We start from the raw sequence: 23042 nt of genomic DNA, 5'->3' as shown, positions 1-23042 counted from the left end.
AGGATTGTGCATCATAATTCGTATTATCTATTCATGACAGGCGTTTAACTCTACGTGTACTGGAAAACAGATACCATAGAAATACCTGACTGGGATCGCAGCTCTCTTTTGAAGAGGTTGGAGCCTTTTGATCCGGGTGGGCGTGAAGAACTCAGCGATGAGATGGTGGCCTACTGCCGATTTTATGGCCTTGATCTCTGGGTGGAGCACCCCGAAGTTGCCTATCATCAAGGCTATGTGACGGCGGGCGAGCATGAGGTCATGGTGCACTATTTCAGGCTACCGGAACCTCGGGCGAAACGCGGTACCGTGTTCATTTTGCACGGCTATTTTGATCACGTTGGTTTGTACAGTCAGTTGATTGATCGTTGCCTTGGGGCCGGTTTTGATGTGCTGGCGTATGACCAGCCGGGGCATGGGCTGTCCAGTGGCACACCCGCTGCTATTGGCAGTTTCCTGGAATACCAGGGAGTCCTGTCAGAAGTTCTCGCCCATGTGCGGGATAAAGTGCGTGGGCCCTGGTTTGCAGTAGGGCAGAGTACGGGGGGAGCCATATTGATTGACTACCTTCTGTCTAACCACCATTCCACGGAGACGTCGGAGTTCCGGAAGGTGGTTTTGCTGGCACCCTTGGTGCGCCCCGCCGGATGGCTTGGTGCCAAAGTTCTGCACACCATGGTTAAGCCATTTATGACCCGGTGGCAGCGTGTATTTGCGGCGAATAGCGGTAATACACGCTTTTTACGTTTCCTGCGGGAGTATGACCCACTGCAGGCGAGGGCTGTTCACGTTGATTGGGTGAGCGCACTACGAACATGGATACCGCACATTGAATCGGCTCGCCCTGTGAACTTTCCGGTTACGGTTGTTCAAGGCGAAAAGGATCAGACAGTAGATTGGCAGCACAATCTGAGAATCATCCGCAACAAATTCGCAGCGGTAGAGGAAGTGAGAATTGCCGACGGCCGCCATCATTTGGTAAATGAAGCCAAAGATCTGCAGGCAACTGTGTTTAACACAATTATTGATACGTTTGAGCGTTCAATAGCAGGCGCTTCCGAAAACTCCTGACGCCTTGACCTCAAGGCGCTTGAGCTGGAAGGTTTCTCGTTGAGAGACGTCTGCAGAAAAACCGCTATAGGAGACATGTATGAAAAAAACAATGCTTGCACTAGCTGTGACGACCATGGGCCTTGCCGGCTGCATGACGTATGACCCTTATACCGATGAAGAGAAAACGTCGAATGCCACTAAAGGCAGCATTATTGGCGCCCTCGGTGGCGCTGCTATCGGTGCTGCAACCTCAAGCAAAAGCGACCGCGGCAAAGGTGCATTGATTGGTGCGGCCGGCGGCGCAGCGGTTGGTGGTGGCATTGGCTACTACATGGACAGGCAGGAAGCGGAGCTAAGGCATAAGCTGAAAGGTACCGGCGTTCGGGTTGTTCGCAACGGCGATCAGATTGAGCTGGTAATGCCCGGTAATATCACATTTGAAACGGATCAGACGTCCATTCGTTCTGGCTTCACAAGTACGCTTGAATCTGTTTCATTGGTGTTGAAAGAGTTCGACAAGACTATTATCCAGATTGAAGGCCACACCGACAGCACGGGTGCCGACAGCTACAATCAGCTGCTCAGTGAGCGCCGTGCCGGCTCTGTGCGTGACTTCTTGCTCAACCAGGGTATTGAGCCCAAGCGCACCCGCGCTGTTGGCTATGGTGAGCGCTACCCGGTTGCTTCCAACGATACGTCAGCAGGGCGGGAGCAGAACCGTCGTGTGGAGTTGACCTTGGTGCCGATGCAGTAATCGGCGAATAGGCGGGGCCCCGGACATATCGGGGCATAAAAAACCGGAGCAGCTGCTCCGGTTTTTTATTGGCACTTGCTGCTTAAAACAGCACGCGAGCGCGTATGGTGCCTTTTACCTGGAGCAGCTTCTCCAGTGCAAGTTCACCGTAGGCTTTGTCTACGTCAATCACTACATAACCGATGTCTTGCTTGGTTTGGAGATACTGACCGCAAACGTTGATGCCATTGTCGGAGAATACTTTGTTGATCTCGGACATTACGCCTGGCACGTTCTCGTGAATGTGCAATAAACGGTGCTGGTTCGGATGTGAAGGCAGGGCAACTTCCGGGAAGTTGACAGACGATACAGACGTACCGTTGTCGCTGTACATTGCCAACTTCTCAGCCACTTCGCGCCCGATGTTTTCCTGAGCCTCGATGGTGGATCCACCTACGTGCGGAGTCAGGATAACGTTGTCGAATTCACGCAGTGGGGAAACAAATTCCTCATCGTTCGATTTAGGTTCGACCGGGAAAACGTCAACCGCTGCACCCAGCAACTTGCCGCTTCTCAGGGAGTCTGCGAGCGCTTCGATATCAACAACCGTACCCCTTGAGGCGTTCATCAGGATAGAGCCAGGCTTCATTTGCGCCAGTTGCTCGGCCTTGAACATATACTTGGTGGCCGGCGTTTCAGGAACATGCAGGCTCACAACATCGGAGATGTTGAGCAGTTCTTGCAGGCTGCCTACCTGAGTGGCGTTACCAATGGGTAGTTTGGAAACTACATCATAGAAGTACACATCCATTCCCAAGCCTTCAGCCAGAACGCTGAACTGGGTGCCAATGTTGCCGTAACCGATGATGCCCAGTTTCTTGCCGCGAATTTCGTAGCTGTCTTTGGCGGATTTCTGCCACTCACCACGATGTGCCTTGGCGCTCTTCTCGGGAACGCCGCGGAGCAGGAGAATGGCTTGGGCCAGAACCAGTTCAGCAACACTGCGGGTGTTGGAGAAAGGCGCGTTGAAAACCGCGATGCCACGACGGGTAGCCGCTTGCAGGTCTACCTGGTTGGTACCAATACAGAAGCAACCAACAGCAACCAGCTTTTTGGCTGCTTCAAAAACCTTGGCAGTCAACTGTGTGCGCGAGCGAAGGCCTACGAAGTGCGCATCGGCAATCTTCTCAATAAGATCTTCCTCGGCCAGAGAGTGACTGAGGTACTCAATGTTGGTGTAACCTGCAGCATTCAGGGTGTCCAGTGCGGACTGGTGTACGCCTTCCAGCAGCAGAATCCGGATTTTGCTCTTTTCGAGGGACTTCGTTGACATGGGCTTTGCTTCCGAACCTTTCGTGGCATGAAATCACCTGCAGCCAGTGATCGTCGGGGCTGGCTCACAGAACAGGAGCGGTATGATACCATAAAAGCAACTTTTCACAGTGCGCCGGTTCGCCTGGATCAATTGAATTTAAAATTCATACCCAGAGCCGCCTGCCCAACCCTGACGAGACTGCCACATACATGAACACCGAACAGATCATAGCCTCCCTGAAAGAGCTGTTAGCCAGCGGTGACGCGCCCGGAAAGATTCTGACTGACCCGGCTGATCTGGAGAGTTACGGCAAGGATTGGACGCGTATATACGCACCAAATCCCATTGCCATTGCTCTTCCGAAATCCACCGAACAGGTTCAGGCGCTGGTGAGGTTTGCCAACGAAAGCCAGATTGCGCTGGTACCCTCTGGTGGCCGAACTGGTTTGAGTGCCGGTGCTGTGGCTGCCAATGGGGAAGTGGTTGTTGCCTTTGATAACATGAATCAGATCCTGGATTTCAGCGCTAGCGATCGACTGGTCCGTTGCCAGGCGGGTGTTATAACGGAACAACTTCAGAATTTTGCCGAAGAGAATAACCTTTACTACCCGGTGGATTTTGCATCAGCCGGCTCCAGCCAGCTTGGCGGCAACATCTCCACTAACGCAGGCGGCATAAAAGTCATCCGCTACGGCATGAGCCGCGATTGGGTAGCAGGCCTGAAAGTAGTTACGGGCAAAGGCGACATCCTCGAGCTGAACAAGGATCTGGCAAAGAACAACACAGGCTACGACCTGCGCCATCTATTTATCGGCGCCGAAGGCACACTGGGCTTTATTACCGAAGCCACCATGAAGTTCACTCGCCAGCCCAACAATCTCACGGTGCTGGTGCTTGGGCTGAACGACCTGGGTAACACCATGGACGTACTGAAAACCTTCCAGGGCGGCCTTGACCTGACCGCCTACGAGTTTTTCTCTCACGAAGCCATGGGGCATGTTCTCGCCCACGGGCAAGTGCAGGCTCCGTTTGAAACCGAAGCGCCTTACTATGCATTGCTGGAATTCGAAGCCACTTCGGATCAAGTAATGGACGACGCCATGAGCTTGTTCGAGCAGTGCATGGAAAATGGCTGGGTTCTGGACGGCGTAATCAGCCAGAGCGAAACCCAGGCCCAAAACCTGTGGCAGCTCCGCGAGCGCATTTCTGAGTCCATCGCGCCTCGCACGCCCTACAAAAACGACATTTCCGTTGTGGTTTCCAAAGTCCCCGGGTTCCTCAAAGAAATTGACGAACTGGTGGCAGAACAATACCCGGATTTCGAAATCATCTGGTTCGGCCACATAGGCGATGGCAACCTGCACCTGAACATCCTCAAACCGGAAGACATGGCCAAAGAAGACTTCTTTGAAAAGTGCCAGCAGGTGAACAAGTGGGTGTTTGAAATCGTCGAGAAATACCAGGGCAGCGTCTCCGCCGAGCACGGCGTAGGCATGACCAAAAAGCCCTACTTGCACTACACCCGCAGCGAAGCGGAAATTGCCTACTTGAGAGGGATCAAGCAAGTGTTTGACCCCAATGGCATCATCAATCCGGGCAAGATATTCGACTAATGCAACGGCACATCGTAGTACTTACCGGCGCTGGCATCAGCGCCGAAAGCGGCCTCTCCACCTTCCGCGACAACGGCGGGCTTTGGGAGCAGCACAGCGTATACGACGTTGCCACCCCCGAAGCCTTCGCCCGCAACCGCGAGTTAGTCCTGCGCTTCTACAACGAACGCCGCCGCCAACTGGCCAGTGTGCAGCCAAACCGCGCCCACAAATTGCTGGGCGAACTGGAACAGCATCACCGCGTAACCATCGTCACCCAGAACGTAGACGACCTCCATGAGCGCGGCGGATCCAGCAACGTAATCCACCTCCACGGCGAACTCACCAAAGCCCGAAGCTCGGTTAATCCAGAGTTGGTTTACGACATAGGCTACCGCGACATAGAACTCGGCGAGACCTGCGAATACGGCGAACAACTCCGCCCCCACATCGTCTGGTTCGGCGAAGAAGTCCCCATGCTAGAGGCAGCAGCCGACATAGTCCGAACCGCCGACGACCTGCTGATAGTCGGAACTTCACTACAGGTATACCCGGCTGCAGGACTGATTCACGAAGTGGAGCGAGATGTACCGATAACGGTGGTAGATCCGGGAGAAACCGCCGGAGTTTCCCGTGCCAGGGTTATCAGAAAAGGGGCGGGAGAAGGCGTTGCAGAATGGGCAGCGAACTTCTTAGCTAGGTAGGTTTTGACGGGGCACACTTCCCAAAACTGTGCGTAGCCATGGATGGCGGAGCCAAGCGTACAAGGACGTATTCACAGCGTGTTTTGGGAAGTGTGCCCCGCCAAAACCGTCAGCACCAGAACTCAGGGCGACTCGGCAAGATACTTACGAAGCTCCTCACCAAAAGCCGCCTGAACCCCCAAACGCTTCAGCATCCAATAATGCCCCGCAATCATCCGATCAATAAAAATACTCTCAACCGGCGGCTTGAACGAATCCAGATACTTGAACACCGTACTCGTCTTCGCCGCCACACTCTTATGGATACTCGACTCACCAAAATCATAAGGCTGCTCAGAATCAAACGGCACCACAAGAATATCCCGCCACATGGCGTAATAAGCCTCATCAATCGCCGGCTGACTCTGAACCCGCGCACCCAAATCAATCAAATAGGCATCCAGCGCCTTATAATCCTCAGCCAAAGCCGCAGTAACCGCATTGCGGTACGCCTCAACAATCTCCGGCTTCAGCTTCTTAACGCAGCCAAAATCGTACATCACAACGCTGCCATCCGGCCGATACGCAAAGTTCCCCGCGTGCGGATCGCCATGAATGCACTGAAAGCGGAATAGCTGATCCGCCATGGTCGTAAACATACGATGGCCGATCAAATTGACCGTATCCTGGTCGTAGCGCTCCGGCGTCACCTCACTCACATGATCGCCTTCCTCCAGAATCAGAGTAAGTACATGGCGGGTTGAGTGACCGGGAATTACGGAAGGAATAACCACCCACGGATCGTTTTTGTGAAACTCCCGGAACAGTTCAATATTGCGGGCCTCATTCTCATAATCCAGCTCTTCCCGCAGGCGCTCGCGAATCTCATTGAACAACTGATCAACCGACTCTTTCGGCATTTTCAGCAGACCACCAAGCTTCAGCGCCAGCCGCAGTTGTTTCAGGTCTGAATCGCAGGATTCATCCACGCCGGGGTACTGCACCTTCACAATCACATCCGTGCCATCATGCAGGCGGGCTCGATGCACCTGGCCTATGGACGCTGCCGCATAGGGTTTTTCCTGCAAGTACTCGAACAACTCACCAACCGGCTTACCCAACTCTGTCTCTATCTGTTCAAGAATAATCTCGAACGGCATGGGCGGTGCTTCTTTCTGCAGTTTCTGAAGCGCATCGGAGAACTCGCGGGGCAGGAAATCCTGGGTCTGGGAGGCAATTTGCCCCACCTTCATGGCAGCACCTTTCATCTCACCGAGGGTGTCGGTGATGCGGTTGGCCATGCGCGTGTAGCTTTCGCTGCGAGCGCCTTCGTCGTTTTCCCCGTTGAACAGACTGCGAGCTTTCTGGCCGGCGTATTGACCTGCCACCGAGGCAGTCATGCCAGCAAGCTTGAAGAAACGACCACTGCGTGAGGTAACCGGTTTTTTTGCCATGCCTGACTATACGTGCTCTTTATAAAGAAAGATTGTGTCAGCCAACGTTAACCACTTTGGTGGAAACGGACAACTGATCTTCCAGCTGTAGCGCCAGCGTTTGCCCTGAACGCAGCGGGCCAACACCCTTGGGTGTGCCTGTGAGCACTACGTCGCCGGGCAGCAACGTGAAGTGACGGCTTATATGAGCAAGCAGCGGAATGATCGGGAAAAGCATGTCCCGGGAATCACCGCTTTGCTGGCGCTGCTCGTCAATATCCAGGCTAAAAGTTATGTGGTCGTTGCGGAATAGATTCGCTGCCACGAAAGGAGACAGAGGGCAGGCGCCATCAAAGGCTTTGGCTCGCTCCCAGGGGTGCCCTTTTTCTTTAAGCTGGCTTTGCAGGCCCCGAAGGGTCAAATCCAGTGCCAAGCCATAACCGAGAATGGCCGCCTGAGCTTCGCTGGCAGATGCATTGGTCAGTGGCTTGCCGATCAGCACCGCCAATTCAGTTTCGAAGTGCACCTCGCCATGACTGGCCGGGAAGCCAAGAGGGCGTGTGACATGAGTTGCAGAAGTGGCAGGTTTGATGAACAACAGGGGTTCAGAAGGCACCGGGTTGTTCAGTTCTTTCGCGTGTTCCGCGTAGTTCCGCCCAACGCATACGATCTTGCCCAGTGGCAGGTGCACCGGAGTGCCGTCTTTCCAGTGGTGCTGATAAGAATCCATGACGACCTCCCGGTGCTCTTGTAAAAGTAGGGGCTAAGTCTTTATTCGCCCTCAAACGAGCATACAGTATAGACCTTGAGGCCTTCCTCCTGCAGCTTGGCAGACCCACCAAGATCGGGTAGATCAATCATGGCAGCTACTTCGATAATTTCAGCACCAATACGGCGAATCAACCTACTGGCGGCGAGCATGGTGCCACCGGTGGCGATCAGGTCGTCCACCAGTATCACTTTGTCGCCGGGTTTAAACGCATCCTGGTGTAGCTCAACTGAAGCGGTTCCATATTCCAGCTCGTAGTCTTCCACCAGGGTATCAAACGGCAGTTTGCCTTTCTTGCGTACCAATACCAGTGATGCGTTAAGCTCATACGCCAGCGCCGAACCAATGATGAATCCGCGGGCATCCACCGCAGCCACAGCATCAATATCGTGGCCATGGTAGCGGTGTACGAAGGCATCAATCAGCTTTCGGAATGCCGTTTTATCCTGCAGAACCGTGGTTATATCCCGGAAGTCGACACCGGGCTTTGGCCAGTTTGGCACTGTACGGATGGCTTGCTTGATGCTTTGGGAGAAATAATCCATAAAAAGTCAGGCTCTCATACTGGCCGCAGTTTAACCTGCGTCCAGAAACATGAATTTCAGGATGAAAACAACAGAGATCACGATAACGCTCACATTCAGGTCGGACCAGCGTCCACTCAGAGCCTTGATCACTGCGTAAGTAATAAAGCCTAGCGCAATGCCGTTAGCGATTGAGAAGGTCAGGGGCATTACCAGAGCGGTTACCACCGCTGGTGCCGCATCGGTGATGTCGTCCCAGTCTATCAGCTTGAGGCCGCCGGTCATCAGCACAGCAACGTAAAGCAGTGCAGGTGCAGTGGCGTAGGCCGGAATAATGCTCGCGATGGGTGCCAGCAGCAGACATGCCAGAAACAGCAGAGCTACAACCACAGCGGTCAGGCCGGTGCGCCCACCCGCAGAAATACCTGCAGTGGACTCAATGTAACTGGTGGTGGTTGAGGTGCCTAGGGCGGCACCAGACATGGTTGCGACAGAGTCCGACATAAGGGCACGGCCCAGACGTGGCAGTTTGCCATCTTTATCCAACAGGCCGCCGCGCTGCGCTGCACCGATCAGCGTGCCCGACGTATCGAACAGATCAACAAACAGGAATGCGAACACAATGCTGATCATGCCAACGTTCAACGCGCCTGCGATGTCCATTTTCATGAACGTGGGCGCAAGGCTTGGTGGGGCGGAGACAAAGCCATTGTATTCCACCATACCGAGCATCATGGCGATGGCGGTCACGGCAATAATGCCGATCATCACCGAGCCGGTTATACGGCGGAACGACAGTGCACAAATCAGGACAAAACCACCGAAAAACAGAAGGCTCTCGGCCGACTTCAGTTCGCCCAGGCCAACCAGCGTGGCTGGGTTGTCTACCACGATACCCGCATTTTTTAGTGCAATCAGTGCCAAGAAGAAGCCGATACCCGCAGAAATCCCGAAACGCAGGGACAGGGGGATGCTGTTGATGATCCATTCGCGGATCTTGAAAATACTCAACAGGAAGAAGATCAAACCAGAGAGGAAAACAGCACCTAGTGCGACTTCCCAGCTGTAACCGAGGCTGCCTACAACGGTGAAAGCGAAAAAGGCGTTTAGCCCCATACCTGGTGCCAGGGCGATAGGGTAGTTTGCCCAGAGGCCCATGATCAGGGTACCAATGGCAGCTGCCAGGCAGGTCGCAACAAATACAGCGCCGTAGTCCATTCCGGTGGTGGACAGCATGTCCGGGTTGACCACGATAATGTACGCCATGGTCAGGAAGGTGGTGATGCCCGCTACCAGTTCTTTACGAACGTTGGTGCCGTGGGCCTGGAGTTTGAACAGTCGTTCGAGCATGACGGGTGTCTGCCTCTCAGGATGCCAATGAGTGTAAGGTTTGGGAGCGCGTTAAGAACGGAAAACAGTTGATAATCGAAAAAATATGCGTGAAAAAACGGTAATCTTACCGGTTGAAGGAGATCCCGCCAAGTGGTGATTGGTGTATTGAACCACAAGCCGCACTCTTGCTTCAGTTTTGCGCTGGATCGCGTTGTAACCGAATATCGAAACGTACTGCAGCCATTCGCACGATCACAATAAACAGAAGGCCAATGGTCAGCGCCAGAGTTTCGCTTTCAAGTGACCACTGACAGAGGAAATAGAGCCAGCAACCCGCAAATGAAATGGATGCGTAAATTTGATCCTTGCGGAAAATGAAGGGAACTTCGTTACACAGAGTGTCTCGCAGAGCCCCGCCGAATGTGCCGGTCATAACTCCGAGCATCGAAGCGATAAACCACGAGTGCCCCAAGTCCAGTGCCAGCTGCGCACCCAGTATCGAGAAAATGCCTAGCCCTATGGCGTCTGGAAATACAATCCAGGATTCGCGCATGCGTTCAGAGCGCTTCCAGTAGCTGAATACAATCGCCATGGCGAGAATCAGAATCGGCTGCTCTTCATGCTTGATCCAGTAGAGCGGGTGGTTTGCCATGATGAGATCACGCAGGGTTCCGCCGCCCAGAGCGGTGATAAAACCAATAGCAAAAACACCGACTGGGTCCATGTTCTTGGAGCGGGCAACCAGCATGCCTGAAATGGCAAAGGCAACAATCCCTATCATTTCAAGCGCATAGATAACATCTGGCATAGCGAACCCTGAAAGGTAGGCGGGTGGTTTTTGAACAGCTCACATCAGGAGCGCGAAGAATAGCGGAAATTTGCGCTCGATTCATCTCTAAGGCGGTGTCGATGTTGAGAGACGTATAAGCCGTGCTTATATAGGTGGATAAAGGTTCTTTATTTGCTTCATGACGAGAGTCTGTTTAGCTTGGCGTCATTCAATAAAAACAGATTTTATCAAAAGGAGCCCCCATGAAAGCAATCCTCTGTAAAGAATATGGTCCTGCATCAAGTTTGGTCATCGAGGATGTGCCGAGCCCGGAAGCCAAGGGTCGCGGTGTTAAGGTGCGTGTTAAAGCAGCGGGTCTGAATTTTCCCGATACGCTTATTATTGAAAACAAGTACCAGCTCAAACCAACGCTGCCATTCTCACCTGGCGGCGAACTGTCTGGGGAAGTGGTTGCGGTAGGAGATAAAGTAACCCGCTTCAAAGTTGGTGATAGGGTTGCGGGTTTGACGGGTTATGGTGCGTTTGCTGAAGAAGTGATCGTGCCGGAGCATAATTTGCTGCCAATTCCTGAAGGCATGAGCGACGAGAAAGCCGCCGGTTTTACTATGGTTTATGGCACGTCTTACTACGCTCTCAAGCAGCGCGCCAATATCCAGCCTGGCGAAACTCTTTTGGTATTGGGTGCCAGCGGTGGCGTTGGCCTGGCCACTGTAGAGTTGGGCAAGGCGATGGGCGCTCACGTTATTGCTGCTGCCAGCTCCGCTGAGAAGCTTGAGGTTGCCAAGGCGGCTGGTGCAGATGAGTTGATCAATTACACAGAAGAGTCTGTGAAAGACGCCGTAAAGCGCCTGACCAGAAGCAAGGGCGTAGATGTTATTTACGATCCTGTGGGTGGTGATTTCACCGAGCAGGCGTTGCGAGCCATGGCCTGGAATGGTCGCCATTTGATCGTAGGCTTCGCGGCCGGTGATATCCCGAAAATCCCTGCGAACCTGACGCTGCTCAAAGGCTGTTCGGTAGTTGGGGTGTTCTGGGGCAGCTTCACCCAGCGCGAGCCTGAGGCGAGTGCCCAGAATATGATGGAGCTGATGAAGCTCTATGCTGAAGGCAAAATCGATCCAAAGATCAGTGAAGTTTTCGAGTTTGAGGATTATGCCAAGGCGTTGGGTGCTCTGACTGAGCGGCGGGCTACTGGCAAGGTGGTGCTTAAAGTCGGCTCGTGAGTTGCCTGCTGATTGCGTAGCCTGATGGTTTGGGTGCAGAGCCGTGGCTGACAGGCCTCCCCAAAAACCGCTACGAGCACATCCATGTGCGCGTAGCGGTTTTTGGGAGGGGGTTCCCACCAACGCAGCCCCTCCAGCTCTATAGGCGCGGGCAGTAATAACTAGCCGGCACCACCAACGTCAAAAACTAAACTGCCCACCATCAATATCCGATACCAGCTCCGGAGTCAGCAGGGTGTAGCCGTCTGTTTTCGGAAACCAGGCATAAATCTCGTCACCAGGGCGCTCAAGGGCGTAACCGGCTTTTTGAATATCCACCTTGCGGTACTTAAAGGTGCCTGTTTTCTCAATAGCGTCAGTCACTCGCACAAACACAGGTACTGCATAAGCAGGCAGGTTCGCTCGCATATAGTCCAGCAGCGTGTTGATATCGAAATTGCTCATATCCGGAACCAGAGTCACCATGCCGGCCTTGCCGTTGGTTTTCGGGATTTCCACACCATAAACAATCGCTTCTTCCACCATGCCGGAGCCATCGATGATGTTCTCAACCTCGTTGGTCGAAACGTTCTCGCCTTTCCAGCGGAAGGTGTCGCCCATGCGATCCACAAACTGTAGATGCCCACAACCGATTGATTTCAAAACATCACCCGTGTTGAACCAGGCGTCGCCTTTCTTGAATGCATCCCGAATGAGGGATTTTTCGGTGGCTTCTTTCTGGGTGTAGCCTTCAAACGTCCATTTTTTGGTATTTTCACCAATAAGCAGACCTGGCTGGCCTTTTTCGGCTTCTTCCAGTGTTCCCTTCTCGTTGCGAATCGGGTCGCGGGTGCCATCGTGGAATTTCACCAGTTTGTACGGTGCCGTGGACAGGCCGACGGTGTTATCCAGGTTAAAGAAGTTACTGAAGCCGATGTTGCCTTCACTGGAGGCGTAGAGTTCCGAGACGGTCTCTATACCGAAACGATCTTTGAACTCATTCCAGATAGAAGGCCGTAAACCATTGCCCAGCATTTTGGTCAGGCGGTGGTTGCGGTCCTGATCACTTGGCGGATGATTCAGCAGGTAGCGGCAGAGTTCGCCAATGTAGCCGAAGGCCGTTGCATCGTAGCGGCGCACGTCGTCCCAGAAGGCGCTGGCGGAGAATTTGCGGCGCAGGGCGAAGGCGGAGCCTCCTGCCAGAGCGGCACTCCAGCACACCACCAAGCCAGTACCGTGGTACAGGGGCAGGGTGCAATAGAATACGTCGTCCGGCGTCATTGAAAGCGCCATCATTCCAAAGCCGCCGTAGGCTTTTACAAACTTGGTGTGTGATCCGGGAGCGGCCTTGGGCAGGCCAGTTGTGCCGGAAGTAAACAGGTAGATTGCAGTGTCTCCAGTTCTGGGCGGGTCGCTCAACTCCGGGTTATTGCTGTTAAATGTGCTCACCTGCTGTGCCATGTTGGCGTAGCCCGCGGGTGCATCACCGAAGGCATTAAGAGTATTGGTGTCAGCAAGGAATAGATGGGGCGTGGGGTGATCAAGCTGAACGCCTGCTTTGATGTCATCAAATGCAGATACAAGCTCCTCGCCAACCACGATCATTTTCGGTTTAATCAGATTAATGCTGTGTTCCAGCACTTTTCCTCTTTGTGAGGAGTTCAGCATGGCACAGGCAACGCCAATCTTGGCCGCGCCTGAAACCACTGCCAGAATCTCCGGGCGATTCTCAACCAATACTGCTATTGAATCGCCCTTTTTCAGACCCTGAGCCTGAAGATAAGCCGCAATGCGATTGGACCAGGCATTGAACTCGCCCCAGGTGATGCTGCGATCCTCAAACAAAATAGCCGTTTTATCCCGGTATTTTTCGGCATTCTTCTCTACGAGAGTTCCGAGGGTGAGAGGTTTGCGCACATCCTTCACTGAGTAATAGTAATAGCCTTTGGCAATTGCCGGGAGTCGTTTGAAGACTCCTGGCAGGCTGCGCATTAGGTCCATCCCAGTAACTTTATCTTGGCTCATGGTCTTTCCGTCTGGTGTTATTATAAGTTTGGGCTAGTCCAGATAGAGGTCTGGCAACAACGGCTTGTCATTGGCCTCATAACGGTAGCCTTCAAAATCGGTTACGCCGTCCTGGCGCAGCACGTCTTCGTCTATCAGGTTTTGGCCTGTCATCTCTTCAATAGAGTGGTTCAGGATGCTGACCGCAGCATCTGCCATGATCTCGGGAGTCCGGCCTTGCGCCATCATTTGCGCTCCGCCTGCTTCATGCTCAATGGCCGCGGTCGAGATAAGCGTTTTCGGCCAAAGCGTGTTAACGGCTATACCGTAGCGTTTGAATTCCTGAGCCATGCCGATACTGATCATGGTCATGGCGTATTTTGTAGATGTGTATGGCCCAAACTGAGCAAACCATTTCGGGTCAAGGTTCAGCGGCGGTGACATGCTCAGAATGTGGGCGCGCTTGGACTTTTTGAGCCAGGGTAAGGCAGCCTGACTGCAGGCAAGCACGGCACGGGCATTTACTTGATGTAAGAGGTCAAAACGGCTGACCTTCAGGTTTTCTACGCCAGTCAGGCGAATGGCGCCGGCGTTGTTGATCAGGGCGTCAATGCCGCCAAAGTGTTCAGCGGCCTCATCGATACGCTGCTTGATCTGATCTTCATCCCGCACGTCGAGTACCAACGGCAGCGCCTGGCCACCGGCCGCACGAACTTCTTCCGCTACGGTGTGGATGGTGCCTGGCAGCTTGGGGTGCGGTGTGTCCGACTTCGCCGCAATAATAACGTTTGCGCCCTGGCGTGCACAGGCGAGGGCGATAGCACGGCCGATGCCGCGGCTGGCGCCAGTAATAAATACGGTTTGGTTTTTCAATGTGTTCACTGTTTGTTCTCCTGTTCGGATGCTTCGCCGGTGGTCACTTCCACCAACAATTGATTACGCTTGACCTGGTCACCTTTGGTGGTCAGTACCTGAGCTACGACACCGTCGCAGTCGGCTTTGACCGGGTGTTCCATCTTCATGGCTTCGAGTATCACGAGGGTGTCGCCCTGGCTAACGGTTTGGCCGGGTTCTACCAAAACGTCGATAATGGCACCGTCCATAGAGGCCTGAATGCGCCCACTACCGGCTCCATTAGCACCTGCCGCAGGCTGGTGAGTGAGATCAGTGACCGACCACGACTCTCCGAACGCCTGCAAATATAGGGAATCCCCAGCGCGGTGATATTGGCAACGCTGACGAATGTTGTTGTCGATAATGCATAAAATGCCGTTATTCAGGCTGGTCACGACCAATTCGTGATGTTCGTCACCGAGACTGCAGGACACTTTGGTACCGCTGCTTTGCACCAGTAGCTCAACGGTTTCGTCGCCGACGGCCAACTTCATGGGTGTGTTCGTGGCGGGCGCGTTGCTCCAGGCTTTGTTTCCGGCTGTGTCGTGGGCCAGTACACAGGCTGCAATGGCAAGCTGGCGGATTTGCAGTTTGGCTGGCTGCAATGATGGGTCTTCACTGAAGCCCTGTTGCAGGAATGCTGTGGTGGCTTCACCGGCGCCAAAGGTGCTATCGGCAATGATGCGGCCGAGGAAGTACCGGTTGGTTGTGACACCAAATACGGTTGTATCTTCCAGAGCGCGAATCAGGCGGCGGCGGGCTTCATCCCGGTTCTCGCCCCAGGCGATAACCTTTGCGAGCATGGGGTCGTAGTGGGGCGTAACTTCATCACCGGAGCGCACACCTGTGTCATAACGCAGGCCTTCGCCTTCTGCGGGCTGGAAAACATGCAGAGGGCCGGTCTGAGGCGTGAAGCCGTTGGATGGGTCTTCCGCGTAGAGCCGGACTTCGATGGCGTGGCCATTTAATTCGATGTCATTCTGAGCCAGGGGCAATGGCAGGCCTTCGGCAACGGTAAGCTGCCAGGCGACAAGATCCTGCCCGGTGATCAATTCTGTAACCGGGTGCTCTACCTGCAGGCGGGTGTTCATTTCCAGGAAGTAGAAGTTACGGTCTTTATCGACGAGAAATTCGACGGTGCCTGCGCCTTCGTAGTTGCAGGCCAGCGCCGCTTTAACGGCAGCTTCGCCCATGGCGGCCCGGAGTTCGGGGGTCACGAAGGGGGAGGGTGCTTCTTCAACGACTTTCTGGTGGCGACGTTGTACGGAGCAGTCCCGCTCGCCAAGGTAGACGGCATTGCCGTGCTGATCGGCGAACACTTGAATTTCTACGTGGCGGGGTTCGATGACGGCTCTTTCGAGGATCAGTTCGTCGTCGCCGAATGCCTGCTTGGATTCGGAGCGTGCCCGTTTGATGTTGTCGGCCAGTTCGGATTCGCTGTGAACGAGGCGCATGCCTCGGCCACCGCCGCCGGCAGAGGCTTTAATCATCAGCGGGTAGCCGATGTCAGCTGCTGCAGCAATGAGTTCGTCGTCGCTGGCGTTGTCGCCTTCGTATCCGGGAACCACCGGCACACCGGCTTTTTGCATGGCGATTTTAGAGCGTCGCTTGCTGCCCATGAGTTCGATGGCGCCCGCTGGGGGGCCTACGAATACGATGCCAGCTTCTTTACAGGCGTCTGAAAAGCCTGAGTTCTCAGAGAGGAAGCCGTAACCCGGATGGATGCAGTCGGCGCCGGTTTTGCGGGCGGCCTCGAGTATGGCGTCGGCATTCAGGTAAGACGCAGATACTTGTGCGGGGCCTATGCAAACGGCTTCGTCTGCCAATTCGGTATGCATGGCATTGGCGTCAGCCTCGGAATATACGGCGACGGTGCGGTACCCGAGGGCTTTGGCAGTGCGGATAACGCGTACTGCGATTTCACCCCGGTTGGCTATTAATAATTTTTTCAGCATAGCGCTTGTCTCGTAAATTTGTGCCTGTCCGTGAGAACCGGTGGATGCGGGTTCAGGAAACCGCTACGAGCACATCCATGTGCGCTTGGCGCCGGCCATCCTTGGCCGTCGACATTTCCTGAACCCGCATCCACCGGCCCTCACTCCCTCTGAATTATTTCGTGTCTGCCCAGGCTGGTGGGCGCTTCTGCATGAATGCCATGGTGCCTTCGTTGCCTTCATTGCCTCTAACAGCTGCGGCGAACATTTCCGCCGCGCTGTCGAGTAATCCGCTCATGGATTCGTGTCCGACCCGGTGGAGCAGAGCCTTGGTTTCAGCTGTGGCATTTGGTGCGCAGTTGCGAACGCGCTCAACAGCGTGAGCCAGCATGTCTTCCAGCTCTACATCGGATGAGGCGACCTGGTGAACAATGCCCAGTGAACAAGCTTCTTCTGCGCCGATTCTCAGACCGAGCAACGAAAGCCGGCGGGCCTGAGTGAGGCCAATTCGCTCAACAACAAACGGAGCAATTTGCGCCGGGATGATGCCGAGGGAGGTTTCCGGCATGCCGAATTTGGCTGTGGGTCCTGCAATGGCAACGTCGGATACACAGGCCAAGCCAAAGCCACCGCCCATTACTGCCCCTTCGGTGACGGCGATGACGACTTTGGAGGATTCGTTCACCTGCTGAATCATCGCCCCAAAGGCGCGATTCAGAACGTAGAAGGGGTCAGCTTTGCCTTCACCGGTTTTCTGGCTGCGGGCGCCGGCCAGGTCTTTGATGTCACCGCCAGCACAGAAGTGGCCGCCGGAACCGCGGATGACCACGGCGCGGATGCTGGTATCAGATTCCACTTCGGTAAAAATAGTGGACAGCTCTGCCACCATTTGCAGGCTCATGGCGTTCCGGGAGTCTGGCCGGTTGATGGTGACGTGCAGGGCTGGGCCCTGTTTTTCCAGAAGCAGTGTTTCGCAATGAGGCAAGGTTTCCATTGATAGACTCCACGAACATTATTTTGGGGCCGGTAGCCCGGTTGAACTCTTCAGGACCGTTGAGGGCCAGGGATGGCCCGATCGAGCCCTACAAGGACGTACTCGCGGGCGTGTCCTGAAGAGTTCAACCGGGCTGCCGGTCTGGCACCAAGCTTCAGTCTTTGCGCTTGCCAGGCAAGATGCCCATCATTTTGCTGATGATACCCAGCATGATTTCATCGGCGCCGCCGCCGATAGATACCAGGCGAACATCGCGGAATGCACGGGATGCCGGGTTGTCCCACATGAAGCCGTTGCCGCCCCAGTATTGCAGGCAGCTGTCAGTAACTTCACGGCCCAGACGGCCAGCTTTCAGTTTGGCCATGGAGGCGAGTTTGGTAACGTCTTTGCCTTCAACATGCAGCTCACAAGCTTTGTAGGTCAGGGCGCGCAGAGCTTCTACTTCAGTTTGCAGCTCGGCCAGGCGGAAGTGGATGACTTGGTTGTCGATCAGCGGTGTACCGAAGGTTTTACGCTCGCGGCAGTATTCAATGGTCTGGTCGATGCAGTTTTCCAGCGCTTTGATAACGTTGGCCGCGCCCCACATGCGCTCTTCCTGGAATTGCAGCATTTGCATCATGAAGCCAGTGCCTTCAGCACCGATGCGGTTACGCTGGGGTACACGAACGTCGTCAAAGAAGATCTGGGCAGTTTCCGAGGAGCGCATACCCAGTTTGTTCAGGTGTGGGCTCATGGTAATGCCCGGGGAGTTCATGGGTACGATGATCAGTGACTTGTTCTTGTGGGGCTTGTCGTCGCTGGTGTTGGCCAGCAAGCAAATGAAGTCTGCCTGAGGGCTGTTGGTGATCCACATTTTGGAGCCGTTGATGATGTAATCATCGCCGTCTTTCTTGGCTGTGGTTTTCAGGCCAGCCACGTCGGAACCAGCACCGACTTCACTCACGCCAATGCAGCCAATCATGTCGCCAGCGATGGCTGGGGCCAGGAAGCTGCGTTTCAGTTCGTCTGAGCCAAAGCGGGCGATAGCAGGCGTGCACATGTCGGTCTGAACACCAATTGCCAGAGGCACGCCACCACAGTTGGCCATGCCCAGCTCTTCAGCGGCAACCAGGTTGTAGCTGTAGTCCAGCCCCATGCCGCCGTATTCCTCAGGCTTCTGGATGCCCAGTACGCCAAGTTCGCCTAATTTCTTGAATATTTCGCGAATTGGGAAATGACCGGCTTCTTCCCACTCGTCGCAATGGGGGTTGATTTCTTTTTGCACGAAATCGCGGACGGTTTTTCTCAGAGCTTCGTGTTCGGCTGTAAATTTCACGGTGTTATTCTCCTGCTGTTTTTTGGTTCGTGCCTTCGTTCGTTTGAAGCACGTTGTCTGTCTTTTGTTTACTAGTATGTCGTCAGTCTGGATCAGCGCCGATCAGAGTCGGGCTACGCCAAAGGTGTTAGGTCGAAGCTGGCGCACATCGGCTTCGCGAAACATGTCGAGTACCAGAGCCACAACTCTTCGGGTATCCCGAGGATCGATCAGGCCGTCATCCCATAGCCGAGCTGTACCAAACAGGGCTGTGGAGCCATCTTCCAGTTTTTTGGCTGTGGCTTGCTCCAGAAATTCGAGAGTTTTTGGGTCGGGTTCCATGCCGCTGCGGCGTTGTTTGTCTTCCGCCACAATGCGCATAACCTTGCCGGCCTGAGCGGGTCCCATAACGGCTGTGCGGCTGTTGGGCCAGGCAAAAATGAAGCGGGGGTCAAGGCCGCGACCACACATGGCGTAGTTGCCAGCACCGTATGAGCCACCGATCACAACGGCGACTTTAGGTACGCGACAGTTGGCAACGGCCTGGATCATTTTCGATCCATTTTTGATGATGCCGTTCTGCTCGGAATGCGTGCCCACCATGAAACCAGTGGTGTTGTGCAGGAACAGTAGCGGGGTACCTGCCTGGTCGCAGAGCTGGATAAACTGGGCTGCCTTGGCGCTGCCGGCCGGGGTGATCGGGCCGTTGTTGCCGATGATGCCGACGGAGTGTCCTTCTATGCGAATGGTGCCGCATACGGTCTGGCTGTCGAACTCATTTTTGAAGTCCATGAACTTGGAGCCATCACCGATGCGCGCCAGAATTTCGCGCACGTCGTAAGGCTTTTTGGAGTCTGAGGGGATAACGCCCAGCAGCTCTTCCGCAGGATAAAGAGGCTCATCCCATTTCAGCTCGCGCTGCGGGGGGAGCTGTTCGTTCCATGGCAGGGCTTCCATGACGTTTCTGGCTTGGCGTATGCCATCTGCATCGTCTTCGGCCAGATATTCAACGGTACCGGCAACCTGCGCGTGCATTTCTGCACCGCCAAGCTCCTCGTCATCGGCTATTTCACCGGTTGCAGCTTTTAGCAGAGGTGGGCCGGCCAGGAACATTTTGGCCTTGCCGCGGATAGCGATTACGTAATCCGATAAGCCGGGCTGGTAGGCGCCGCCGGCAGTGGCGTTGCCATGTACTACGGTGACCTGCGGAATGCCTGCAGCGGACATGCGAGCCTGATTTGCAAAGCCCCGTGCGCCCTGCACAAAAATATCCGTGGCGTAGTTGAGGTTGGCGCCCCCACTCTCGGAAAGTGAGACAACCGGCAGTTTGTTCTCTTTGGCGATCTGCTGCAGGCGCAGGGTTTTATCCAGACCTGCAGGCGTGATGGTGCCGCCTTTGATGGCGCTGTTGCTGGCGAGAATCAGGCAGCGGATACCGCTAACGGTTCCTATGCCTGCAATAATGCCGCCGCCAGCCATGCTGCCGTCTTTGTCATCGTGCATTTTGTAGCCGGCCAGAGAGCATAGTTCCAGGAACGGCGTGCCACGATCCAGCAAGCGGTTTATGCGATCCCGGGGCAGGAGCTTTCCGCGCTTGGTGAACTTTTCCCGTGCTGCTTCCGCCAGGTCGAGAACTTTTTGTTCTACATCACGGAAGGTCCGGATGTGTTCTTCCATAGCCTCAGTGTTACCACGGAATTCATCCGATTGCGGGTTAACGCTGGTTTCCAGTGTTTGCATAAACGTATCCTCAATCCTCGCTGAGCACTTTGGGCGTTACAGCCCGGTGGAAGCCATTGAAGGGCTCATTGTTTTTTGCTTTGGGCAGGGGCCATATTCGGGTGCCTTGAGAGGCCGCACCGTCTATACGCAGGCAGTCGCCGCTGATAAAGGACGCGCCGGGGCTTAGCAGGAAGCAGATTGCCGCACTGATTTCAGATTCAGTCCCCATGCGCTTGATGGGTACGTTATCGCCTAGGCTGCGAATCCATTGCTTCATGTGTTCGGGGTAGTTATCCATGCCACTTGAAGCGATCCAGCCTGGCGCAACCGCATTCACCCGAACACCAGAGGTGCCCCATTCCACGGCGGCTGTCTGGGTGAAGTTCACCATGCCAGCCCGTGCTGCACCCGAGTGCCCCATGCCAGGCATGCCGCCCCACATATCCGCCACAATGTTTACGATGGCGCCGCCGGTTTTTGACAGCGCCTGGGTGTAAGCCTCTCGTGCCATCAGGAAGCCGCCAGTAAGATTGGTGCGAACCACCGTTTCCCAGCCTTTCTGGTTGATGCCCGCCAGAGGAGAAGGGAACTGGCCACCAGCGTTATTGACCACGCCGTTTAGGCCGCCATGCTCTTCAATAATCGCCTTCACCGTGGCTTTTACAGACTCTTCTTCACGGATGTCGCACACGTGGGCTGAGGCAATGCCACCGTCTTCACGTATTTCTGCTTTTACCGCTTCAACTTTTTCGACTTTGCGGCCAACAAGCGCCACATTGGCGCCCAGGGATGCTAGCTCGTGGGCCGTGCAGCGACCGATGCCGGAACCGCCGCCGGTTACGATAAAAGTCTGGCCCTTGAATAGGTCTGGGCGGAAAACCGATTGATAGCTCATAATTCCAAGTCCTTCTTAACTATTCAGGAGGCCACTAGACCGGCAGGCACTGGCACTGGAAACTCGAGTAACTGCTGGGCAAACGCCTTGCCTTGCGGATCAATGCGCAGGCTGGCTACGCCACCTCCGCCCAGACTGTGCTCCAGCAGGAAGTTGAATGCGTGGAGCCCGGGCAGTGTCCAGCGGGTAACCTTGCCGGTTTCAGGATTGAGTGTGTGAACCATCCACTCCGCCACAGCTTCTTCACTCAATGCGGCTGCAATAAAAGGAACGAACTCAGGTTTGCGAGCAATAACGCCAATGTTGCTGTGGTCGCCTTTGTCGCCGCTGCGTGCCCAGGCCAAATCAATCAGGGGTACGGTGGTGTCGGTCGCCGATGCGGCCTCAATAGATGCTTGATCCTCGATGAGGCCGGGCTGGAAGCCACCTGAGGAATCGATAGCAATGGGTGTTGTTTGGCCGTTCAGGTCGATAGAAACCGTTACGTCGCTCTTGGGAAACAGGCAGGAATAGAGGCGGATTTTTGGCCAAACGGCGGGTCGCCCACCCACAATGCCGGTCAGGCCAGGTGCCATGCCGGTAGCGGCTTGTGCAATTTCACGGGAGAACAACACCAGCGCACCTTTCTTTGGGTGGGCCGCACTGATTTTTACAATGACCTCTCGGGTGCCTTGGGCGCGCCCCTGTTCACCGTATGTTGTTTCCGTGCCCAGCAGTTCGATACTGGTTTCGGTGTAGTCCGGCAGGCCACGCTCCTGGAACAGGCGGGATGTTTTCGTGAGAATGGCTTCGGCCACTGCCTGGGCTTTTTTCGGGGCATCAATGCCCGCAAGCAAGAAGGTTGCGGTGCATTTGAAGCCATCGGGCCAAGTACCAGATACCTTGTAGCTGTCGGTGGGCGGCAAGCCGCGGGCGCCTCGAACGGTTACACGGTCCGGCCCGCTTTCTATTAGCTCAACATCCGTAAAATCGCAGGTAACATCTGGGAGTAAATAGGCGCGCGGATCGCCAATCTCGTAAACCAATTGCTCAGCGACCGTGCCACGGCTTACCAGGCCACCCGTGCCTTCCGGTTTAGTAACAACGAACTCGCCGTTTGCACTGACTTCAGCAATCGGGAAGCCCATATCGGCGAATCCATCCGCAACGTCTTCCCAGTCGGTAAAGTTACCACCGGTAGATTGCGCTCCGCACTCCAATAAGTGACCGGCGAGACTGGCTTGCGCCAGTTTGTCGTAGTCTTTCCAGTCCCAGCCGAATTCGTGAACCAGGGGCGCAAGCACCAAAGCACTGTCGACCACCCGGCCAGTAAGAACAATGTCTGCACCCTGGTCCAGGGCAGCCGCCAAACCAGATGCACCAAGGTAAGCGTTGAGGCTAACCATCATTGCGGGCATCGGTGCGCCGGTGGCCATTTCAGTGATGCCAGCTTTGTCCAGGGCCTGTTTTTGGGGTAGCAGATCGTCTCCCAGCACCAGGGCAATTTTCATATCTACGCCGGCTTTTTCACACAATGCTTGCAAGGCATCACGGCAGGCGACCGGGTTCACGCCGCCGGCGTTAGTCAGTACGCGAATGCCTTTTGCTTTGATATCAGCGAGGAGGGGGCCCATCACCGTTTCAACGAAATCTCGCGCGTAGCCTTGGCTAGGGTCTTTCATCTTCTGACCCGCCATGATCGACATGGTGACTTCGGCCAGGTAGTCGGCGACCAGATAGTCAATATCACCTTTGTGAACCAGTTGCGCCGCGGCTGTTTCAGTGTCGCCCCAGAAAGCGGAGGAGCAACCAATCCGGATAGTCTTCGGTGAATTCGTCATGTCTGTGCATCCTGTAGCTGTGTTGCCGTGAGTGCCACGAATGTGAATCGGCAACTGTT

The 23042-nt window shown here is 54.9% G+C and carries 19 protein-coding genes; 5 read left to right on the top strand and 14 right to left on the bottom strand.

Features of this window, described 5'->3' with window-relative positions:
• The first annotated feature begins 54 nt into the window (after positions 1-54).
• Positions 55-1071 (top strand): alpha/beta hydrolase, encoded by a 1017-nt coding sequence (locus Q0824_RS06105; protein WP_298448513.1) that lies wholly within the window; start codon positions 55-57, stop codon positions 1069-1071.
• A 79-nt stretch (positions 1072-1150) separates the two neighbouring features.
• Positions 1151-1807 (top strand): OmpA family protein, encoded by a 657-nt coding sequence (locus tag Q0824_RS06100; protein WP_298448510.1) that lies wholly within the window; start codon positions 1151-1153, stop codon positions 1805-1807.
• An 82-nt stretch (positions 1808-1889) separates the two neighbouring features.
• Here the strand turns inward: Q0824_RS06100 and serA are convergent, their stop codons facing one another.
• Positions 1890-3119 carry a phosphoglycerate dehydrogenase gene (gene serA, locus Q0824_RS06095; protein ID WP_298448507.1) on the bottom strand — a complete coding sequence of 410 codons (1230 nt, stop codon included), beginning with the start codon at positions 3117-3119 and terminating at the stop codon, positions 1890-1892.
• 191 nt (positions 3120-3310) lie between these two features.
• Between serA and Q0824_RS06090 the strand changes: the two genes are divergently transcribed.
• Positions 3311-4714, top strand: coding sequence for an FAD-binding oxidoreductase (locus Q0824_RS06090; RefSeq protein ID WP_298448504.1), 1404 nt, complete (start codon positions 3311-3313; stop codon positions 4712-4714).
• Positions 4714-5397, top strand: a complete 684-nt coding sequence (locus Q0824_RS06085) for a Sir2 family NAD-dependent protein deacetylase (RefSeq protein ID WP_298448501.1) — start codon at positions 4714-4716, stop codon at positions 5395-5397. The genes Q0824_RS06090 and Q0824_RS06085 overlap by 1 nt, the downstream gene beginning before the upstream one ends.
• Before the next feature lie 122 nt (positions 5398-5519).
• Here Q0824_RS06085 and Q0824_RS06080 read toward each other — a convergent pair whose 3' ends face one another.
• The 5 genes from Q0824_RS06080 to Q0824_RS06060 all read right to left on the bottom strand — a co-directional run bounded on the left by Q0824_RS06080 (position 5520) and on the right by Q0824_RS06060 (position 10242).
• The gene (locus Q0824_RS06080; RefSeq protein ID WP_298448498.1) at positions 5520-6830 is read right to left on the bottom strand and encodes an AarF/ABC1/UbiB kinase family protein; all 1311 of its coding nucleotides are present in this window, start codon (positions 6828-6830) and stop codon (positions 5520-5522) included.
• Between the two features lie 37 nt (positions 6831-6867).
• Positions 6868-7539, bottom strand: coding sequence for a fumarylacetoacetate hydrolase family protein (locus Q0824_RS06075; protein ID WP_298448495.1), 672 nt, complete (start codon positions 7537-7539; stop codon positions 6868-6870).
• A gap of 41 nt (positions 7540-7580) precedes the next feature.
• Positions 7581-8123, bottom strand: a complete 543-nt coding sequence (locus Q0824_RS06070) for an adenine phosphoribosyltransferase (RefSeq protein ID WP_298448492.1) — start codon at positions 8121-8123, stop codon at positions 7581-7583.
• A 30-nt stretch (positions 8124-8153) separates the two neighbouring features.
• Positions 8154-9452, bottom strand: a complete 1299-nt coding sequence (locus Q0824_RS06065) for an NCS2 family permease (RefSeq protein WP_298448489.1) — start codon at positions 9450-9452, stop codon at positions 8154-8156.
• A gap of 172 nt (positions 9453-9624) precedes the next feature.
• The gene (locus tag Q0824_RS06060; RefSeq protein WP_298448486.1) at positions 9625-10242 is read right to left on the bottom strand and encodes a trimeric intracellular cation channel family protein; all 618 of its coding nucleotides are present in this window, start codon (positions 10240-10242) and stop codon (positions 9625-9627) included.
• Between the two features lie 224 nt (positions 10243-10466).
• On the opposite strand from Q0824_RS06060, the gene Q0824_RS06055 reads away from it, so the two are divergent.
• Positions 10467-11447 carry an NADPH:quinone oxidoreductase family protein gene (locus Q0824_RS06055; protein WP_298448483.1) on the top strand — a complete coding sequence of 327 codons (981 nt, stop codon included), beginning with the start codon at positions 10467-10469 and terminating at the stop codon, positions 11445-11447.
• 180 nt (positions 11448-11627) lie between these two features.
• Here the strand turns inward: Q0824_RS06055 and Q0824_RS06050 are convergent, their stop codons facing one another.
• The 8 genes from Q0824_RS06050 to Q0824_RS06015 form a co-directional block, all read right to left on the bottom strand.
• Positions 11628-13451 (bottom strand): long-chain-acyl-CoA synthetase, encoded by a 1824-nt coding sequence (locus Q0824_RS06050; RefSeq protein WP_298448478.1) that lies wholly within the window; start codon positions 13449-13451, stop codon positions 11628-11630.
• A gap of 33 nt (positions 13452-13484) precedes the next feature.
• Positions 13485-14312, bottom strand: a complete 828-nt coding sequence (locus Q0824_RS06045; protein WP_298448475.1) for an NAD(P)-dependent oxidoreductase — start codon at positions 14310-14312, stop codon at positions 13485-13487.
• Positions 14309-16279 carry an acetyl/propionyl/methylcrotonyl-CoA carboxylase subunit alpha gene (locus tag Q0824_RS06040; protein WP_298448472.1) on the bottom strand — a complete coding sequence of 657 codons (1971 nt, stop codon included), beginning with the start codon at positions 16277-16279 and terminating at the stop codon, positions 14309-14311. The genes Q0824_RS06045 and Q0824_RS06040 overlap by 4 nt, the downstream gene beginning before the upstream one ends.
• Before the next feature lie 154 nt (positions 16280-16433).
• On the bottom strand, positions 16434-17252 hold the full coding sequence (locus Q0824_RS06035) for an enoyl-CoA hydratase-related protein (protein WP_298448470.1): 819 nt from the start codon (positions 17250-17252) through the stop codon (positions 16434-16436).
• A 154-nt stretch (positions 17253-17406) separates the two neighbouring features.
• Complete coding sequence (gene atuD / locus Q0824_RS06030) at positions 17407-18567, bottom strand: citronellyl-CoA dehydrogenase (protein WP_298448468.1); 1161 nt, start codon at positions 18565-18567, stop codon at positions 17407-17409.
• Between the two features lie 102 nt (positions 18568-18669).
• Entirely contained in the window at positions 18670-20286 is a 1617-nt protein-coding gene (locus tag Q0824_RS06025; protein WP_298448466.1) for an acyl-CoA carboxylase subunit beta, read from the bottom strand.
• A 10-nt stretch (positions 20287-20296) separates the two neighbouring features.
• Positions 20297-21163, bottom strand: coding sequence for an SDR family oxidoreductase (locus tag Q0824_RS06020; RefSeq protein ID WP_298448465.1), 867 nt, complete (start codon positions 21161-21163; stop codon positions 20297-20299).
• Between the two features lie 23 nt (positions 21164-21186).
• A complete protein-coding gene (locus Q0824_RS06015) occupies positions 21187-22983 on the bottom strand; it encodes an acyclic terpene utilization AtuA family protein (RefSeq protein WP_298448462.1) in 1797 nt (598 codons plus the stop codon).
• Positions 22984-23042 lie beyond the last annotated feature (59 nt).

The organism is uncultured Marinobacter sp. (genome assembly GCF_947488835.1).
Classification (GTDB): Bacteria; Pseudomonadota; Gammaproteobacteria; order Pseudomonadales; family Oleiphilaceae; genus Marinobacter.
This window is presented reverse-complemented; position numbering and strand designations above follow the sequence as displayed.

Excerpts from the sequence above, each read along its gene's own strand:
- Q0824_RS06100 (WP_298448510.1), top strand. The coding sequence starts at position 1,151 with ATGAAAAAAACAATGCTTGCACTAGCTGTGACGACCATGGGCCTTGCC.
- serA (WP_298448507.1), bottom strand. The coding sequence starts at position 3,119 with ATGTCAACGAAGTCCCTCGAAAAGAGCAAAATCCGGATTCTGCTGCTG.
- Q0824_RS06090 (WP_298448504.1), top strand. The coding sequence starts at position 3,311 with ATGAACACCGAACAGATCATAGCCTCCCTGAAAGAGCTGTTAGCCAGC.
- Q0824_RS06085 (WP_298448501.1), top strand. The coding sequence starts at position 4,714 with ATGCAACGGCACATCGTAGTACTTACCGGCGCTGGCATCAGCGCCGAA.
- Q0824_RS06080 (WP_298448498.1), bottom strand. The coding sequence starts at position 6,830 with ATGGCAAAAAAACCGGTTACCTCACGCAGTGGTCGTTTCTTCAAGCTT.
- Q0824_RS06075 (WP_298448495.1), bottom strand. The coding sequence starts at position 7,539 with ATGGATTCTTATCAGCACCACTGGAAAGACGGCACTCCGGTGCACCTG.
- Q0824_RS06070 (WP_298448492.1), bottom strand. The coding sequence starts at position 8,123 with ATGGATTATTTCTCCCAAAGCATCAAGCAAGCCATCCGTACAGTGCCA.
- Q0824_RS06065 (WP_298448489.1), bottom strand. The coding sequence starts at position 9,452 with ATGCTCGAACGACTGTTCAAACTCCAGGCCCACGGCACCAACGTTCGT.
- Q0824_RS06060 (WP_298448486.1), bottom strand. The coding sequence starts at position 10,242 with ATGCCAGATGTTATCTATGCGCTTGAAATGATAGGGATTGTTGCCTTT.
- Q0824_RS06055 (WP_298448483.1), top strand. The coding sequence starts at position 10,467 with ATGAAAGCAATCCTCTGTAAAGAATATGGTCCTGCATCAAGTTTGGTC.
- Q0824_RS06050 (WP_298448478.1), bottom strand. The coding sequence starts at position 13,451 with ATGAGCCAAGATAAAGTTACTGGGATGGACCTAATGCGCAGCCTGCCA.
- Q0824_RS06040 (WP_298448472.1), bottom strand. The coding sequence starts at position 16,279 with ATGCTGAAAAAATTATTAATAGCCAACCGGGGTGAAATCGCAGTACGC.
- Q0824_RS06035 (WP_298448470.1), bottom strand. The coding sequence starts at position 17,252 with ATGGAAACCTTGCCTCATTGCGAAACACTGCTTCTGGAAAAACAGGGC.
- Q0824_RS06025 (WP_298448466.1), bottom strand. The coding sequence starts at position 20,286 with ATGCAAACACTGGAAACCAGCGTTAACCCGCAATCGGATGAATTCCGT.
- Q0824_RS06020 (WP_298448465.1), bottom strand. The coding sequence starts at position 21,163 with ATGAGCTATCAATCGGTTTTCCGCCCAGACCTATTCAAGGGCCAGACT.
- Q0824_RS06015 (WP_298448462.1), bottom strand. The coding sequence starts at position 22,983 with ATGACGAATTCACCGAAGACTATCCGGATTGGTTGCTCCTCCGCTTTC.